This window comes from Methanoregula sp., assembly GCF_003170075.1.
Classification (GTDB): Archaea; Halobacteriota; Methanomicrobia; order Methanomicrobiales; family Methanospirillaceae; genus Methanoregula.
Genome location: NZ_PMZU01000052.1, coordinates 23,104 through 40,071, shown reverse-complemented (window position 1 = coordinate 40,071; position 16,968 = coordinate 23,104). Strand labels below are relative to the sequence as shown.

At 54.7% G+C, this 16,968-nt stretch carries 17 protein-coding genes and 1 tRNA gene; 10 read left to right on the top strand and 8 right to left on the bottom strand.

Features of this window, described 5'->3' with window-relative positions:
• Positions 1 to 53: 53 nt before the first annotated feature.
• The 4 genes from mch to QZN75_RS06780 all read right to left on the bottom strand — a co-directional run bounded on the left by mch (position 54) and on the right by QZN75_RS06780 (position 4,572).
• Entirely contained in the window at positions 54 to 998 is a 945-nt protein-coding gene (mch, locus tag QZN75_RS06795) for a methenyltetrahydromethanopterin cyclohydrolase (protein WP_292426468.1), read from the bottom strand.
• Between the two features lie 69 nt (positions 999 to 1,067).
• Positions 1,068 to 2,192: an ORC1-type DNA replication protein gene (locus QZN75_RS06790; protein ID WP_292426466.1), complete on the bottom strand. Its 1,125-nt coding sequence runs from the start codon at positions 2,190 to 2,192 to the stop codon at positions 1,068 to 1,070.
• 271 nt (positions 2,193 to 2,463) lie between these two features.
• The gene (locus QZN75_RS06785) at positions 2,464 to 3,615 is read right to left on the bottom strand and encodes a cofactor-independent phosphoglycerate mutase (RefSeq protein ID WP_292426464.1); all 1,152 of its coding nucleotides are present in this window, start codon (positions 3,613 to 3,615) and stop codon (positions 2,464 to 2,466) included.
• Positions 3,616 to 3,636: 21 nt separating this feature from the next.
• A complete protein-coding gene (locus tag QZN75_RS06780) occupies positions 3,637 to 4,572 on the bottom strand; it encodes an NAD-dependent epimerase/dehydratase family protein (RefSeq protein ID WP_292426462.1) in 936 nt (311 codons plus the stop codon).
• A gap of 39 nt (positions 4,573 to 4,611) precedes the next feature.
• Here QZN75_RS06780 and QZN75_RS06775 point away from each other — a divergent pair, with 39 nt between their 5' ends.
• The 6 genes from QZN75_RS06775 (at position 4,612) to QZN75_RS06750 (ending at position 8,630) form a co-directional block, all read left to right on the top strand.
• Positions 4,612 to 5,490 carry a methanogenesis marker 12 protein gene (locus QZN75_RS06775; RefSeq protein WP_292426460.1) on the top strand — a complete coding sequence of 293 codons (879 nt, stop codon included), beginning with the start codon at positions 4,612 to 4,614 and terminating at the stop codon, positions 5,488 to 5,490.
• 44 nt (positions 5,491 to 5,534) lie between these two features.
• The gene (locus QZN75_RS06770) at positions 5,535 to 6,080 is read left to right on the top strand and encodes a pyruvate ferredoxin oxidoreductase subunit gamma (RefSeq protein WP_292426458.1); all 546 of its coding nucleotides are present in this window, start codon (positions 5,535 to 5,537) and stop codon (positions 6,078 to 6,080) included.
• The gene (locus QZN75_RS06765) at positions 6,080 to 6,331 is read left to right on the top strand and encodes a 4Fe-4S binding protein (RefSeq protein WP_292426455.1); all 252 of its coding nucleotides are present in this window, start codon (positions 6,080 to 6,082) and stop codon (positions 6,329 to 6,331) included. The genes QZN75_RS06770 and QZN75_RS06765 overlap by 1 nt, the downstream gene beginning before the upstream one ends.
• Positions 6,332 to 7,486 carry a pyruvate synthase subunit PorA gene (porA, locus tag QZN75_RS06760; RefSeq protein WP_292426453.1) on the top strand — a complete coding sequence of 385 codons (1,155 nt, stop codon included), beginning with the start codon at positions 6,332 to 6,334 and terminating at the stop codon, positions 7,484 to 7,486.
• 3 nt (positions 7,487 to 7,489) lie between these two features.
• The gene (locus QZN75_RS06755; protein ID WP_292426451.1) at positions 7,490 to 8,386 is read left to right on the top strand and encodes a thiamine pyrophosphate-dependent enzyme; all 897 of its coding nucleotides are present in this window, start codon (positions 7,490 to 7,492) and stop codon (positions 8,384 to 8,386) included.
• Between the two features lie 172 nt (positions 8,387 to 8,558).
• Positions 8,559 to 8,630, top strand: a tRNA-Val gene (locus tag QZN75_RS06750).
• 991 nt (positions 8,631 to 9,621) lie between these two features.
• Here QZN75_RS06750 and QZN75_RS06745 read toward each other — a convergent pair.
• Positions 9,622 to 10,224 carry a peptidylprolyl isomerase gene (locus QZN75_RS06745; protein ID WP_292426449.1) on the bottom strand — a complete coding sequence of 201 codons (603 nt, stop codon included), beginning with the start codon at positions 10,222 to 10,224 and terminating at the stop codon, positions 9,622 to 9,624.
• Between the two features lie 113 nt (positions 10,225 to 10,337).
• On the opposite strand from QZN75_RS06745, the gene QZN75_RS06740 reads away from it, so the two are divergent.
• The gene (locus QZN75_RS06740; RefSeq protein ID WP_292426447.1) at positions 10,338 to 11,429 is read left to right on the top strand and encodes a hypothetical protein; all 1,092 of its coding nucleotides are present in this window, start codon (positions 10,338 to 10,340) and stop codon (positions 11,427 to 11,429) included.
• Between the two features lie 114 nt (positions 11,430 to 11,543).
• On the top strand, positions 11,544 to 12,437 hold the full coding sequence (gene nifB, locus QZN75_RS06735; RefSeq protein ID WP_292426445.1) for a nitrogenase cofactor biosynthesis protein NifB: 894 nt from the start codon (positions 11,544 to 11,546) through the stop codon (positions 12,435 to 12,437).
• A gap of 189 nt (positions 12,438 to 12,626) precedes the next feature.
• Here the strand turns inward: nifB and QZN75_RS06730 are convergent, their stop codons facing one another.
• Positions 12,627 to 13,112: a protealysin inhibitor emfourin gene (locus QZN75_RS06730; protein ID WP_292426443.1), complete on the bottom strand. Its 486-nt coding sequence runs from the start codon at positions 13,110 to 13,112 to the stop codon at positions 12,627 to 12,629.
• Positions 13,113 to 13,156: 44 nt separating this feature from the next.
• Positions 13,157 to 13,486, bottom strand: coding sequence for a hypothetical protein (locus QZN75_RS06725; protein WP_292426441.1), 330 nt, complete (start codon positions 13,484 to 13,486; stop codon positions 13,157 to 13,159).
• Between the two features lie 170 nt (positions 13,487 to 13,656).
• Here QZN75_RS06725 and QZN75_RS06720 point away from each other — a divergent pair, with 170 nt between their 5' ends.
• Both QZN75_RS06720 and QZN75_RS06715 read left to right on the top strand, forming a co-directional pair.
• A complete protein-coding gene (locus tag QZN75_RS06720) occupies positions 13,657 to 14,508 on the top strand; it encodes a DNA-3-methyladenine glycosylase (protein ID WP_292426439.1) in 852 nt (283 codons plus the stop codon).
• A gap of 77 nt (positions 14,509 to 14,585) precedes the next feature.
• Positions 14,586 to 15,494, top strand: a complete 909-nt coding sequence (locus tag QZN75_RS06715) for a DMT family transporter (protein ID WP_292426437.1) — start codon at positions 14,586 to 14,588, stop codon at positions 15,492 to 15,494.
• 97 nt (positions 15,495 to 15,591) lie between these two features.
• Here QZN75_RS06715 and QZN75_RS06710 read toward each other — a convergent pair whose 3' ends face one another.
• Entirely contained in the window at positions 15,592 to 16,818 is a 1,227-nt protein-coding gene (locus QZN75_RS06710) for an adenosylhomocysteinase (protein WP_292426435.1), read from the bottom strand.
• Positions 16,819 to 16,968: the final 150 nt, after the last annotated feature.

The following is a 16,968-nucleotide window of genomic DNA, read 5'->3' as shown; positions in this document are numbered from 1 at the left end:
CCGGGCCTTTTGGTATTGTAATAGAGCCGGGATAAAAAACGATAAAAAAAGAGTTACTGTAACCCAAACGACTTCAGGGTCACATCGTTGTTGACGGCGCCGACATGGTAGATACTCCCGTCAGAGAGCTCGTTGATTACAACCTCTGCGGGTGAGAAGAGCGAAGTATCGATCTTGTAGAAGTCGTACCCTGCGTCCTTGAAGATGTCGTTGAACGGTTTGCCGTATCCCTTGGACTTGTTGCTCGGGATCTTCTCCAGGTAGTCCTTGATCTCCGGAGCGTTCATGGTGAGCAGGATCTGGCCGTGATAGATGGTCGCGTCGTTTGTCACGCCCATCGCACGCTTCGCCCCCCGTACCGGCGGGATCGGTGCCGTGCCGATCGCTGACGTGATCTTCCTTGTGTCAAACCCGAGTTCGTTTAACTTGTAGATCGCCGTCTCCACGCAGCGCCCCGAGACTTGGATCGATCCGACAATCGATGATGTCGGCGCGACCACCGCACAGGTATTTGCCACATCGACATGGCATTCCTCTGCGATCTTCTCCATAACCTCACCGTTTGGCAGGTGATCGGATTCAAGGCACATCACGGCGCAGTCATAGTCATCTTCGTAGTCGATCACTTCGTAGGTGTGTTTGGGCTTGAGCGAGAGCGCCCGGGCCGGGCCGCTGCCCATTGCAAAGTAGTTCCCAACTTTTACCGTCCAGCCGGCCTTCTGGGCCCCGAGACAGGCAATCGACGGGAAATCTGTGTTCACATCGATGAACGGCTGCGGGAATTCCTTTATCTGTCCCATCCTGAAGTTGACCTCGCCAAGACCGCCCATGCAGATCTCGGTAAATGCCCTCCCTGCCGCATACCCGCCCCGGGTACTCACACCACAATCAACAATGCGTGCACCGTTATCCAGTTCATGGTACGCAGCATTAAACTCCTCAGCAAGATCGGCAAGATTGTCGAATATTTCAAGTGCCAGTTCGTTAACACTTAACATAGAAAAACCCCTGTCGCATAAGAAGAGGGTTCACAAATAGATAAGATTTTTGAAAATATTCTATCTGGCTTATGAAAGGTACTCCAGCACCTTTGCCGGTTCGTACCGAAGGGTGATCACCCGGGTTCTGCCTTTCCCTTCCCGGTACTGGAGGTTGACAAGACGCATCGCGTCCATTTTTTTGACAATCTCATAGAACCGGGTGTACCCGACCGGCACCTGTTCCTTTATTGTTTTGTACACATCGCCGGCGTTCATCCCGGCTCCCGATGCACTCGCCGTGGCAAGTCCCGTGAGGATCTTACGCTCCTCGTCCTTGAGCGTCTTTATGGTGTATTGAAGGTGCAGGTATTTCGAAACCTCGTATGCCCCGCAGATATCCTCGCGGTCGATGCTGCGCCGTGCGGCACGCTCCGCATTGAGGGCGGCCCGTTTCAGGAGGTCGATACCAACCCTCAGATCGCCGCTTTTCTGCGTCTGCTCAACCACGAGTGCCAGCATCGCGTCACTGATGACACCGTTAAAGAACCCCTGCATCACCCGGGCCTTCATAATTTCCTGTACTTCCTCATTCCCGTATGGCGGGAAGTAGATCTCAGTTGGCCGGAAGACTGATGCGACCCGGGCGTCCACTGCACGCGATAGATCGACATCAGGGTCGCTGATGATCACGATGACGCCGATACGGACCCCCTCATAGGACTCGTGTGCCCGCAAAAGCGTGTAGAGCACCTTATTGAGCTCGTTTTCGTAGAGGAGGTAATTGGCATCGTCGAGTGCGACGAGCAACACGCACTCCTCTTTCTGGAGGTGACGGGCCACCGCATCGAAGACCTGCTTGAACGAGGTTCCCGAAGAAGGCGGCAGGTGGCCGGAGAGTTTCCTGTAGATTTGGGAGAGGATCGCAAACTTGGTATTGTCGATCTGGCAGTTGATGTGGACCGGCACCAGTTTTTTTGTTGTCTCTTCGACTTCCTGGAAGAGTTTTTTGATACTGGTGGTTTTTCCCGAGCCCGGCAGGCCCTTGCAGATCGTATTGAGCGGCCGGCCGCCCCGGAGCCCGGGCCGGATCTGGAATGCGAGTTCCCGCATCTGCGCGTCACGGAACTCGAACTGTTCGGGAACATAATCGATCTCGAACACTTCGGGGTCGCGGAAGAGTGATTCGTCCCACATCAGCAGGTTCTTCTTCATCGTATACTACACCATCAACGTTAAAATTGATAACAGCTCCGATGGGAGAATTGGAGGTTATCGGGCTTAAATCCTGCCAAAATCTTTACCAAACCCGGGGTTATCTTCTTGACAGGAAGGACAGGGATACCCGAAACCTGCGCTCCGTCACGCCAGATATATATCCCCGTAAGTGAAACGGATGTGCAGGATGCGGCAGATGATGAAAGTTACCCCCACTGAAACGGTGATGATGCAGGGGACTGATGCCGCATCATTCTTCTAAAAAAATTCAGTTGAATAAGAACGACAGGAAATCGGTTGCCTCTTTTGTCCCGAACATTCCCGACCGTGCTTCTTTCTCGGAGAAATGCGTGAGTTTATCCGTGCCCTTCCCTGTCACCACGAACGGCACCGGCTCCCAGGAATGTGTCTTCGTCCGGATCGGCGTCGGGTGATCGGGCAGGACGGCGACAATTCCGTCAAACTCTTTCCTTATTGCACCCACCACACGGTCCACGTTCTCGATCGCCCGCACCTTCTCCTCGATACTCCCTAAGTGCCCGGCCTCATCCGGAGCCTCAATGTGGACGTAGACAAAGTCGAGATGTTTGATCGCATCAAGAGCATACCGTGCCTTTGCCATGTAATCAGTATCGAAATATCCCGTAGCGCCGGGGACTGTGATAATTTCCATCCCTGCACAACGGGCGATGCCGTTTAAGAGATCCACCGCAGAGATCATCCCGCCCTTACGGTGGTATTTTTCGGAGAACGGGGGAAACGCCGGGCGCCGGCCCCCGCTCCACGGCCAGATCTGCGTGGCCGGGGGCTTGCCTGCCTTCACCCGTGCCACATTCACCGGATGATCGCAGAACACCTCGCGGCTCTTTGCCATGCAGGAAAGAAGAAGCGGCGCATCCCCGTTCCGTGGCAGGTAATCCGGGATGGATTTACCCACGATATCATGGGGGGCGGTTGAATCGGCAGCCGAACCATTCGGGACAACAAGGAGGTTGCGGTAGCTGACGCCTGCCTTTACGGTGACCCCGGGTACATGAGGAGTAAGCGAGGCAAAGAGCGCCGCGCCTTCGGCACTCGTGATATGGCCGGCGGAAAAATCCGCCATTGTCTCATCTCTGATCGTTACGATATTGCACCGGTATGCGACATCAGTGGGGGCCAGATCGATCCCCATACTCAGCGCTTCTAGCGGCCCCCGGCCGGTATAGTACTTCTCCGGTGAGTACCCGAGGATGGACATGTTCGCGATATCGCTTCCCGCCTCGAAACCGTCAGGAATCGTGTGAAGCAGTCCGCAGGCACCTTCCTGCGCCATCCGATCCATATTAGGTGTCTGTGCGTATTCGAGAGGGGTCTTTTGTCCCAGTTGCGGGATCGGCTCATCCGCCATGCCGTCCCCGAGAATAAGAATACATTTCATGATATCGTATCCAAAAAACCCTTATGCGCCGTCAAGTATCGCCCGGACGGCGATCCGCACGCTTTCCCGTGAACCAACCTGAGGTTTCCAGCGCAGCGCCTTAATCTTATCAATTGCAAGCTGCATTTTTGGCACATCCCCGACCCACCCGCGTTCGCCACCGGTGAACCTGAATTTTGTATTGGTAAGGTGCATCTCCTCCGTGACGATCTCCGCAATGCTCTTTACATCAATCCAATCCTCAGATCCGATATTGAACGTGTTAACCCTGCCCCGGGCATGCCCGACGGCAAAGAGCATTGCCGCCACGCACTCGTGCACTTCAAGGTAGGATTTTGTCTGTTGTCCGTCGCCAAGGATCTCAAGCTCGGCAGGGTTCTTTTCAAGTTTATGGATAAAATCAGTAATTACACCGTGACCGCTCCGTGAACCGATGATATTGGCAAACCGGAACATCCATGCGCTCATGCCAAACGAGTGGCAGTACGCGGAGATCAGTGCCTCGCAGGCGAGTTTGCTCGCCCCGTAGACGGAAATCGGTTCGAGCGGTGTGTAACTCTCGGGTGTCGGAATAACGGTGGCATCGCCATAAACCGTTGATGTCGAGGTGAACACCAGTTCGGGAATATTGTGGTGGCGCATCGCTTCCAATACCCGGTATGTTGCCATGATATTGTTCTGCATCGTCGGATCCGGGTTTACCGCACTCTGGCGGACATCAGGGTCCGCTGCAAGATGAAAGAACCGATCGGCACCGTTTATGGTATCCTTCCACTCGTCGCTGATCAGGTCGGCCTGCACGAACCGGATATCGCATGAATCGATGTGCCGGGCAATGTTACCCTTTTGCCCGGCACAAAGCGAGTCAATAACCACAACCTCGTTACCCTGGGCAACGAGAGTATCAACCAGATGTGAGCCGATGAAACCGGCACCACCCGTTACGACATCGAACATCAATACCTATTATGTAACCAATGCTATAGGATTACTGCTATGTTCATCGGGATTGACCACGGCACAACCGCCATGCGGTTTGCATCTGAAACGGGCCGTTTCAAACTGACTCGCGAAGAGGCAACGGGATTTACTGCCGCAGACCTTGGCCGGCTCTGCCCTCCCGATGAGATCGAGGGGATCGCACTCTGCTATTCGATGGGTGACAACTTTTCAAAGATCACGGATATAAAAAAGATAAAAAACCGGGGTGTTGTCAGCCGCGAGGGCGCGGGGAAGCACATTGGTGGGGGTACAAAGGTCTTTGACGAGATCAAAAAGAGTGAAATACCCACTATAGTAATCCCCGGCCTGCACCGCGGTTCGCCGACCGATCCACGGTTCAAGGCATATTCCCACCAGTCAAGCCCCGAAAAGATCGGGATCGCTTACGCAGTCTGTCACGATCTCGGGGATGACGTCGTGGTCTCGGACGCGAGTTCCAACACGGTCACCCTCCTCGTCACTGCAGGAAGACTGGTCGGGGCCTTTGATGCCTGCATCTTTGCACCGGGCACCCGGCACGGTGCTCTCGATGTCGACGCCATCCGCCGGGTGGACGCCGGGGAGTGCACCGCAAACGAGGCCTTCCAGCGGGCCGGGGTGGAGTATACCCTGCCTGAAGACAATAACCTCCGCATAAGGACGGTGGCCATGTTCTCGGCCATGGAGTGCGCCGCGCTCCTCTTGCTGAACTCACGCGCGCGGGTCGCTCTTGCCGGCTCGCTTGCGCCCCTCATTGCACCTGAAGTCGAATTACTTCTGGGCGCGGATGTGGCTGTATATGACGAATGGTGTGCATCCCACGGGCTTGCAGAAATTGCCTGCGACGTTTTTTCCGGGACACACGAGATCCTTGGGCTCGGTGTGGATCTCTAGATTTATATCGATTTATCATGTAAGATTATTGGGAGATTTTTCCTTTGAGAGAACTACGCATCCACGGCAGGGGCGGCCAGGGATCGGTCACCGCTGCGGAACTAATTGCTGTTGCTGCATTTAAAGGAGGCGTTTTTTCACAGGCGTTTCCGGCATTTGGGGTCGAGCGGCGCGGTGCTCCGGTCCAGGCATTCGTACGGTTTGACGACCGTAAGGTCAGACTCCGCAGCCAGGTCTACGAGCCGGACTATATCATCGTGCAGGACAGCACGCTCATCAAGGACGTGAATGTTTTTTCAGGTGTAAAAAAGGGCGGGATCGTCATCGTCAATACCGAGAAGGCACCGGACTACAAGGTGCCTGACGGTGTCAGACTGATCACCATCAACGCGACATCCATCGCTCTTAAGGTGATCGGCCTTCCCATCACCAACACCTCGCTTATGGGTGCGTTTGCCGCGGCGACCGGCGAGATCAAGTTCGATGCGCTCAAGAATGCGCTCATGCACCGGTTCCCAAAAGAACTGGCTGAGAAAAATATCGAAGCGGCCCGCCAGGCATTTGAATACGTCAAGGCGGAGGTGGCATAATGGCGCTTGCTGTCGGGTGCCGTGCCCGCCCGGGAAAGGGCCGGGACAACAAGACCGGGTCGTGGCGGGTCTTCAAGCCGATCTTTGATCACGAACAGTGCTCCAAGTGCGGGACGTGCCAGACCATCTGCCCCGAGGGCTGTATCACCGAGGGCTTCTTTGATCCTGATTATGCATACTGCAAGGGATGCGGGCTGTGTGCAGAAGAGTGCCCCAAGGATGCGATCGCAATGAAACAGGAGGAGAAGTAGATGCTTGAAATTACCGAAGGCTCAATGGCTGTTGCCGATGCGGTCCGGCTCTGCCGTCCGCAGGTCGTTGCCGCGTACCCGATCACGCCCCAGACGCACATTGTCGAGGCGCTCGCCGAGATGGTGGCAAACGGGAAACTCGACGCGGACTACATCACGGTCGAAAGCGAGTTCTCCGCACTCTCCGCCTGCCTCGGGGCAAGCGCAGCGGGGTCCCGAACGTATTCCGCAACCACGTCGCAGGGGCTTGCCCTGATGTTCGAGGTCTGCTTCAACGTCGCCGGGATGCGCCTGCCCATTATCATGACGATCGCCAACCGTGCGCTCGGGGCACCGCTCTCCATCTGGAACGACCAGCAGGACTCGATCTCCCTGCGGGACTCCGGCTGGCTCCAGTTCTACGCGGAGGACAACCAGGAGGCGACCGATCTCCACTATATCGCCTACCGGGTGGCAGAAAATCCCGCTGTCCAGCTCCCCGCGTTTGTCTGCTTTGACGGGTTCATCCTCTCCCACACCTACGAGCCGGTGGACATGCTCTCGCAGGCCGATGCTGACCGGTACCTGCCGAAGTATGCGCCAACGGAGCGGCTTGATGCGGCCGATCCGATCAGCTTCGGCATGTACGCGACACCCGAGTACTACCTCGAGTTCCGGTACGAGACCGATAAGGCACTCAAAGAAGCAAAATCCGCGATCCATGCCGCAGGAAAAGAGTTCGGAGAGATGTTTGGCCGGGACTACAGCGCGATGGTCGAGGGATACCAGCTTGAGGATGCGGAGACCGTCATCGTCGCGATGGGTTCGATCTGCGGCACGGTCAAGGATACGATAGACGAACTGCGGAAAGAAGGAAAGAAAGTGGGCCTCCTTAAAATCCGTGTCTTCCGCCCATTCCCGTCAGAAGACCTGGCAAAGGCGCTCAAAGGCGCAAAGCATGTCGCGGTGCTCGACAAGAACATCTCGCTTGGCGCAAAAGGTGCCGTGGCGCTCGAGGTCAAGGACGCCCTCTACGGGTCCGGTATCCCGGTGTACGATTACATTATCGGCCTCGGCGGACGAGATGTGCAGAAGAAGGATATCCGGGAAGTTGTCGCACTTGCCGAGAAGGGCAAAGGCGACCAGTTTATCGGCCTGCGCAAGGAGGTGCTCTAAATCATGGCAGACAAAACCTGCGAGCTCTTTGACTGCGGGCACCGGGCCTGCGGGGGATGCGGGGCGGCGCTTGCGGCCCGGCTCATGCTCAAGGCGGCGGGCACGAATTCCATCGTAGTCTCATCGACCGGCTGCATGGAAGTCTTCTCAACGCCATATCCCGAGACCGCCTGGAAAGTCCCGTGGATCCACTCGCTTTTCGAGAACGCATCAGCAGTCGCGTCCGGTATCGAGTCCTCGCTCAAAAAACAGGGCCGGAAAGAGAAGGTCATCGTGATCGCCGGTGACGGCGCGACGTTCGATATCGGGATGCTCTGCATCAGCGGTGCGTTCGAACGCGGCCACGACATCACCTACATCTGCTACGATAACGAGGCCTACATGAACACCGGTATCCAGCGGTCCGGCGCGACCCCGTACGATGCCAGCACAACAACAAGCCCTGCCGGTTCGCAGTCCTTCGGCAACAAGCGCCCGAAAAAGGACATGCCCCGGATCCTCGCGGCGCACGGTGCCCCGTACGTGGCAACAGCCTCTATTGCCTACCCGAACGATCTCATCCAGAAGATCGAAAAGGCGGTAAACACGGTCGGCCCGACCTATGTCCAGATCCATGCACCCTGCTGCACCGGCTGGGGATTTGAAGGCGACCAGACGATGGCCATCGCCAAACTTGCCATCGAGACCGGTCTCTGGGTCAACTACGAGATGGTAGATGGCACGGTCACCAAGGTCAAAAAGGTTGTCAGGAAGCCTGTTGAGGAATACTTAAAGACCCAGAAGCGGTTCCGGCATCTCTTCAAGCCCAAGAGGCAGGATGCCGAGCTTGCAGCCATCCAGGCGATTGCAGATAAAAACGCCGAAAAGTTTGGCATCGATATCAAACTCAAGAAGGAATAAAAACCTCCAATTTTTACCTCTTTTTTATTTTTCTGTTGCATTACTGAGTTTTATTTGTAAGTCAGATTCATAGTGTAAAACAATCCTGTGTTCCTGATATCTCGGCACACTCACCCACGGCAAGCCATCACGACAATTTTAATAGGTTCCAATCTGACATTAGTAGGTTGTCGGGCTCGTGGTCTAGCGGTATGACGTCGCCCTTACACGGCGGAGGTCACCGGTTCGAATCCGGTCGGGCCCATCGTTTTCTGGCAGGTTTGTGCGGCAGCCCTCGGCCCTTGCCAAATATTTCCGTAAAAGTCCGGGTCATGAGCTGAAGATTACGGAATTTTCAGTTCACGATCCGTTCATTTTTGAAAATCTTTAGCAGCTGAGCCGGACATTTTCCGGAAAAGCCGGTAACGCCATTAAACTTTTTTGAGAAATTTCAGTAACCGTGCCCGGCTTTTTCCGGAAAAAAAAACGACCCGACAATTTTCAAAAAAGATCGCCCCCGCCTCTCATCATGATCACCCGCCCCCCACTTCACGCTCCGCAAAAAATAAAGCCGGACCCCCTGAGCCCAAAGTGAAGGGGGTGCCATCATTATTCCAGTTTTTCGACCGGTGCTTCGCGTGGATTTTCAACTGCGAAGGGATGCCACCTCACCTGAATTTTCACCGTCGTAGAATATCCTCCCCGAATGCCCACCCATTGGTAAATCCGGGCACGTAATATCGCCCGATTCCCCTGTTCAAAATTTCGTGCTCAAATATGCCCCCATTAGCCAAAATAAGCCCAAATTGGACCCCATATAATGCCCATTAGTGCCCCGTATTCGCGTTCTGGCAGCGGTCATTTTCCGGATCGTCCAAGTGGCAATTTCATATGAGATCTGCCAAAAGAACCGCATTATCGGGTCCGTTTTAATTCGTCCGATTTCAAAAATAAGCCCAATTTGGGGTTATTTTAATCGGAGCCCGAAATGGGCTTCTTTTGGGAACGGGAAAGGGTGATCGGGGGCCATTTTGGGCCCGGATTAGGGTGGGTATGTACTATGCCTGCACGCAGATGAGATGGGGAAGGCATCCCTTTCCACCCGTTGCCCGCTTTAAAACACTAACAAAGATTTTCCGGCTTTTCCGGAAAATGTCCGGCTCAGCTGCTGATGATTTTCAAAAAAGAATGGATCACAAGCTGAAGATTCCGGAAAAAAAACCGAGCGGGTTACTGAGAATGAATGAAAAAAAGTTTCAGGAGGTTCCTGTCGCAGTACTGCCGGAACTTCCCTTCTGGATGGAATCAATCTTAATGTCAAATGTGAGGTTCTGACCGGCAAGCGGGGAATTCGCATCCACGGTTACTCCCAAACTGGTGACATTGACAACGGTTACCTGGGTCACGCTGCCATCCACCGAGCTCTGGAAATAGAATTTTTCACCGGGGACTATGGTCTGGTTTGCCGGGAACTTGCTCTGGGGGATGATCTGTACGAGCGCCGGGTTATAGGCACCGTAAGCCTGATCGTAAGGGATCGTCACGGTCTTTTCTTCATTCTTTTTCATCCCGCGCACCGCGGCATCAAAACCGGGGATCAGTTTACCCGACCCTATCGTAAACGTGAGCGGAGACTTATTGACATTCGTATCAAAAACCGTCTTGTTCTCGAACATTCCGGTGTAGGTGACATTCACCGTATCCCCGACTTCTGCAACAACAAAAGGATTGAAGACTGTGACATATACGACCGCACATATGGCGATAATAATGACCACCGCCACAACACCCACCAGTTTGTACTGCCGCTTGTGTGCAGCCACTTTCTCCTTGCCTTTGAGTTTCTCTGATTTCTTCATGGTGCTCTTATCTAGGATGCGCCGGTAAACAATATACCCTTGCCTTTCTGATAGGTAGTATAAAGGAACGCACCGGGAAGTACGGCCTGATCCGGCCTCTCCGGAGGATCACCGTGGAACAGAAGGACCCCTCAACAGCTTCAGGAACAATTTCTACCCTGCACAAAACGCTCTGGGCAGAGATTCATAAGGAGCGGGAGCGGCACCGGCGCCTCTACGCATCGGGCACCCCGGGAAGGGTCACCCTCATCATCCTTGGCGTGGCAATCCTCGTTAATATCTTTTTTTTCTTCGACAACCCCATGTATCCCCTGCTCTTTATTTCCGCCAGTTTCTTCCTGTTTATGATCTATTTTATCACCCTCCTTATTCCCCACAACCTGCGGCAGTCACCCCTGCCACAGACCGATATCTCCCGGTACCTCGCCGGGCTCCGCGAGACCGGCATCATCGTGAGCACAAAACGGTTCACGCGGGTCTTCCTCAATGCATTTTTTATCAACTGCCGCCCGCTCTTTTACGGGTTTGCCCTCATCTTTACTATCGACATTGCCCTTGCGATCAAGATGGCATTGACTGGTATGCTCACTCCGTCCCACACTTGGATCATCCTCTTCCAGTCGGCTGCCATTATCCTCTTCTATTTCCTTGTCTGGAGACTGGAACCCTACACCATAGAGTTCTTTTCCGAGGTCTCTGGCATGAAGGAACACCTTATCAACAAGAAGATCCCTGAATCCGTGGTCTCATTACTTTTCCTTCTGGGTGCGGCGCTTGCCCTCATCGGGATTGTCTCGACCATTATCCTTCTCCCGGGCATGACCTTCAACAATGTCCTCTCGGTCTCGGCGTTCCGGGAACTCGGCCACTTTTTCCTTGCTATCGGTGTGGTCATCGTCACCCTCTACTTCATTATGCGCTATATCCACGGCATCACCAGCCGCGACCTGCTCACACGGTTCTCCCGTGACAAGACTGATTGCCTCTTTCACCAGATCGAGATTACCGGGGACAGCGGCCGGCCTGCGGCTGCTCCCGGGGTGTCCGCCCTGTGCAGGGCCGCCGAACTCCTGCTCGAAGCACAGATTTATCAGGTCGAAAAAAAGACCATCTTCGGAGCTTTTCCGGTCTATATTGTAAATCCTGATTTTTCCCAGGTAGTTCTCCAGAAGTTGCCTCAGGAGAAGGATACCTCTCAACGGTGATTTCTCCTCAGCGGGCCGGCGGTATTTATCCTGAACCGGGACCGGCCGGGTATGAAAAACTACCCCGATTGAACTTTATTTATACCTGAAGAACGCATTTAAAGAGTAGTGCCTATGTCCGACGAAATACAGACCGCAGTGGTGGCAGGGAAAAAAGTCCAGTGGGACCCTGCACAGATGCGAAAAATACAGGAACATCCTTGTTTTTCAGAGAAGGCATGCCATGCCTTCGGGCGGTGTCACATCCCCGTGGCGCCGAAGTGCAATATCCAGTGTAACTACTGTATCCGGGATTTTGACTGCGTCAACGAGAGCAGGCCCGGGGTGACCACCCGGATACTGAATCCTGACGAAGCGATGGACATGGTAAAAAAAGTCGTCCAGAAATATGATTATATCAAGGTCGTCGGCATTGCCGGGCCCGGTGAGCCGCTGGCAAACGAGGAGACCTTCGAGACACTCCGCCGTCTCCATGAGGAGTACCCGGGAGTTATCAAATGCATCAGTACAAACGGCCTCCTCCTGCCGGACAAGATCGATCTGCTCCAGAAGTACGATGTCGGCAATATCACGGTCACACTCAACGCAATCGACCCGGAGATTGGGGCAAAGATCTACCAGTTTGTCGATTACAAGGGCAAACGGTACACAGGAATCGAGGCGGCAAAACTGCTCCTCTCGCAGCAGTTAAAGGGCATCGAGATGGCCGTGGAACGGCACATGATCGTCAAGGTAAATACGGTCTATATCCCGGGCATCAACGACACTCATATCGTAGATATCGCAAAAAAAGTCGGTGAAATGGGAGTCTATACCTTCAACCTCATCCCGCTGATTGCCCAGTACAAGTTCGCCGACATCACCCCGCCTACACCCGAAATGAAACGAAAGATGCAGGACGCCTGTTCAAAGTATGTCAAACAGATGCGGCATTGCCAGCGCTGCCGCGCCGATGCAATCGGGAAACTCGGACAGGATGTACAGTCATGCATGTATAAACACGAATAATCTCTTTTTTAAAATCAGCATAAGGTCGGGACGGCTGGAACCGCCCTGAATAAAAGTCGCCGGGCGAAGACACGATTGCCCGGGTTTTGGCCGGACTTACGGGAGGTATATTAACGGAGGTCTCCCTTCAGGATGTCCTCAAAAGAAAATTTTTTCGGATAAATCATAAATCAACGGATCCGCCGGGTATTACCGTGTGATCCCCAGCGTCGGATATGCGGACTTCTGCGTACTGACGCTCTGGAGGATCCGGTCCAATTCTTCAACTACCGTCTTGAGCGAGGGTGGCATGGCAGTTTCCGCGGCAGTCACCGTCTTGCCATGATAACTGATCGTATACGTCACCACGTCTGCAGATCCATGAGGCGCCGAATAGTTAGCCTGGAGCTGCGAGAAATCAGACTGGTTAAACAACGCAGAGATGAGCGCAATATCGGTTGCATTCAGGGATAGTTCATTACGGGTGGATCTCCCGGAGACGACTGCCACCCCGTTGTCAAAGATCACCAGCCGGTCATCAACACCGTCAATGCCCCCGGACCGGTGATAATCGACAAACATCGCGGGAGGCGCCATCGTATTGACGGCCGGGGTTCCGGTGCCAAGGCACCCGGCACCGGCCAGTACAAAGATAAGAATAACCACAGGAAGTATCGGACGTAATTTAATGTTCATCACTCAGAATGATACCCGTCATCTCGACTGCTCTTCTGATTATATTATAACTGCACGACATCCGTTTTTTTGGATTTTGCCGAGGTTTTGCGTTCAGGAAGAACCTCTTCGAGCGCCACGATGAGGCCGTCCATCTTGTCACTATTGAAGACCGCCCGGAATGCCGCAAGCTCTGTGGCATTCATCACCATGATGCCCTTCTTTTTCATGGGAAGCCCGTTCTCTCCGACGGGGTTGATATCGATCGCAAGGGAGGCAGGCCGGTTTTTCATGGCAGGAAGCCGGATGATAGAGACGCCGGCGACCGTCGTCTGTTTGCGCTCCCAGTCCCCGCCTTCCTCGATAAATTTCCTAAGGGTTTCTGTTAATTCCATGAAAAGAACTATTGATCGATATATTAAAAGACTATCCGTTCCGTTTTGCTTTTCGATGCAACTCCCTGTTTCCCAAAATACAAACGCGCCAGCCGGTGATCCAAGCCCGTACGCGAACGAAGATATCCTCAAAGGGATGCAGGGAGATATTTTATTACGGGATCGTACTCATGCCACAGATTACTCTCGATAAGGACCAGCCGTTCTCTCTTGACCAGACACTCGGGTGCGGACAGGTCTTCCGCTGGGATCGCGCCGCAGACGGCTGGTGGTGTGGGGTTGTAGGAAGCCGGGTGATCCGGTGCCGACAGGAGGGTGCAACTCTCATGTACGAGGGCGCAGACGAGACCTTCATCCGGCACTATTTCTCCCTTGACCTCGATCTTGGAGTAATTCTTGCAGCGATCGACCGAGACCCGTTCATCCACAAAGCAATCGAACGGTGCCGGGGCCTGCGCCTCGTGCGGCAGCCCGCGTGGGAGTGCCTCTGCTCGTATATCTGCGCCACAAACTCCAACATCCCCATGATCCGGCGCCGGATCGCAACCATCGCGCAGCAGTTCGGGAACGAGATCCGGTGTGAGGACACGGTCCGTTTCTCGTTTCCCGAGCCGGCAAAACTGTCCTGCACAGGAAAAGAAGCGATGCTGGCCGGTTGTAAACTTGGCTACCGCACGCCGTACGTGTTTAACACGGCCTGCGAAGTTGCGGCCGAAAAAGACTGGGCAAAAACCATTGCGGCACTGCCATACGAGGAGGCACGCCGGCAGATGATGAAGTTCTCCGGTATTGGTCCAAAAGCAGCTGACTGCGTCCTGCTCTTTGCGTTCCAGAAGTACGAGGCGTTCCCGGTTGACGTCTGGATCCGACGGATCCTGCGGGAACACTACATCACGACACTTTCAAACGATTCCGCCCTGACCGGCTGGGAGTACGACACAATACGAAGGTTTGCCCGGCAGCACTTCAGTGAATACTGCGGGTACGCGCAGGAATATCTCTACGCAGCCCGGGAAGGCTGAACTGCCCGGGCCTCCACGTATATGAACCGACCCCCTCCCTGCACGTTTTCCGTGCGAATCTGATATTTATGTACGATATGCACCTCAGTAAACTGCCAAAACCGATTATCGCCCTTGCGTGCGCGACTGTACTCTTCGGAACTGCGACACCGCTGCTGAAGATTCTGGTCGACGGGATGCCACCCCTGCTCCTCATCGCTCTCCTTGCGATAGGGTCAGGTGCCGGGGTTCTGTGCTGGCGGGCCGTAAGCGGACCTCGTTTTACGACAGGGCAACCCTGTGCCGGCAGAAGGGAGAAGTACCTGCTGGCAGGAACGGTCGTTGTCGGAGGTTTTGTGGCACCCGTCGTGCAGTGCGTCGCCCTCACCGTCACCCCGGCTGCGACGGCATCGCTTCTCCTGAATTTCGAGATCGTCGCAACCGTGCTGCTCGCATTCCTGGTCTTTCATGAACCGGCAGACAAAAAGACCGGTCTTGCCCTCATGCTCATCTTCGCCGGCAGTATCCTTCTTGGCTGGAACGGGGAGAGCATCCTTGGTTTTTCCCTCGGGGCTCTCGGTATCATTATCTCCGGATTTTTCTGGGGGATAGACAACAACTGCATGGCGCATATCTCCGCGTACCCTCCCGGGCTGATCGCCCTGTGCAAGGTGCTCTTTGGGGGGAGCGTCGCGGCGGTGCTCGTGATCGCGCTCGGGGAGCCCCTGCCGGGTGCAGATCTGATCGTACTTGCCCTCCTCACCGGGTTCTTTTCCTACGGCCTTGGGCTTATCCTGTTTATTGTAGCCCTGCGCGACATGGGTGCAGCACGGGCGGGAGCCATTTACGCGGCAGCGCCGTTCATCGGCTGCATCGCCTCGCTTTTCGTCTTTTCCGATCCTCTCGGCAGCCAATTCTGGCTTGCCGTTCCTCTCTTTGTCGCAGGTGCATTGATCGTTATCCGCGAACAATGGAGCCAGGAGTGTCCCAAAAAACCGGGGACATGACCACCTCTCGAATTTCAGGGGGAATAGGGTCGGTGTATCGACAATCCCGACGCTGCACCAAAACGGACGTAAAAAGCAGATTGAAAAGGAGGATTTTTCAGGTCCCGATATCCCAGCTGCACTGGTATTTTTTCTGGGCCGCGCTCAGCTCGTCGATGGAGACCCCGAGCGATGCAAGTTTGAGCTGTGCGACCTGCTCGTCGATCTCCTGCGGGACTTCATAGACTCCTCCCTTGAGAGACGCCCCGTTCTCCGCGATGTACCGGGTGCAGAGCGCCTGGAGCGCGAAGCTTAAGTCCATGACCTCAATGGGATGGCCCATGCCTTTTGGTGTCGCGAGGTTGACAAGCCGGCCCTCGGCGAGCATGTGGACCGGTTTTCCTTTGAGGAAATAGGTGATGATCCCGTCACGCTCGACCGTCGAGTCCGCGTGTTTTGCAAGCCACGCAATATCAATCTCCACGTTGAAGTGGCCGGCATTTGCGAGGATCGCGCCGGGTTTAAGTTTCCCGAACTGGTTCTTCCCGATTACGCTCATGTTCCCGGTGGTCGTGACAAAGATGTCGCCGATCTCCGCGGCCTGGTCCATGGTCATGACATGGTAGCCATCCATGTGCGCCTCAAGTGCCCTCCGCGGATCGACCTCGGTGACCACAACCTTGGCGCCAAGCCCATGGGCTTTCCGTGCAAGGCCCCGTCCACAGAACCCGTACCCGGCAACGACGAAATACTTGCCGGCAATAAGCGCGTTCGTTGTGATCATGATCGATGCGAGCACGCTCTCCCCGGTCCCGTGCACGTTGTCAAAGAACCGCTTCATCGGCGTATCGTTGACCGCGACGACCGGGAACTCGAGTTTTTTATCCGCCGCCATTGCCCGGAGCCGGTGGATACCAGTCGTCGTCTCTTCGCAGCCACCGATCACCTTCTTGAGCAGTTCACGGCGTTTTGTGTGGAGGTAGTGGATGAGATCCATACCGTCATCGATGGTAATGGACGGCGCCGCGTCGAGCACCTGCTCGATTGCCGCGTAATACTCTTCGACTGTGCACCCGCGCTTTGCGAAGCAGTGGACGTTTTTTACATCGTTCAAGGCCTCTGCCACATCATCCTGCGTGGAGAGCGGGTTGCAGCCGGTGATGTAGACCTTTGCGCCTCCGGCGGCAAGGGTCTGGACAAGGTTTGCTGTCTTTGCTTCTACATGGAGGGCCATGCCGATGGTCATACCCTTGAAAGGCTTGTCCATCTCGAACTGTTTTCTAATCGAGGCAAGCACTGGCATGTACTGTGCCGCCCAGTCAATTTTTAGTTTCCCGGTACTCATAAAAAACTCCTTTAGGGCTCCCGCAAATGGCAGGCGCCGGTTCATTACGTACCCATTCATTAGGGCGACCAATGCACAATAAACTTCGCCGCACAATCCCCGCACAATGATGACTGGAGGGCGGATTTTGAGATAGGTAAATAGCCCTTG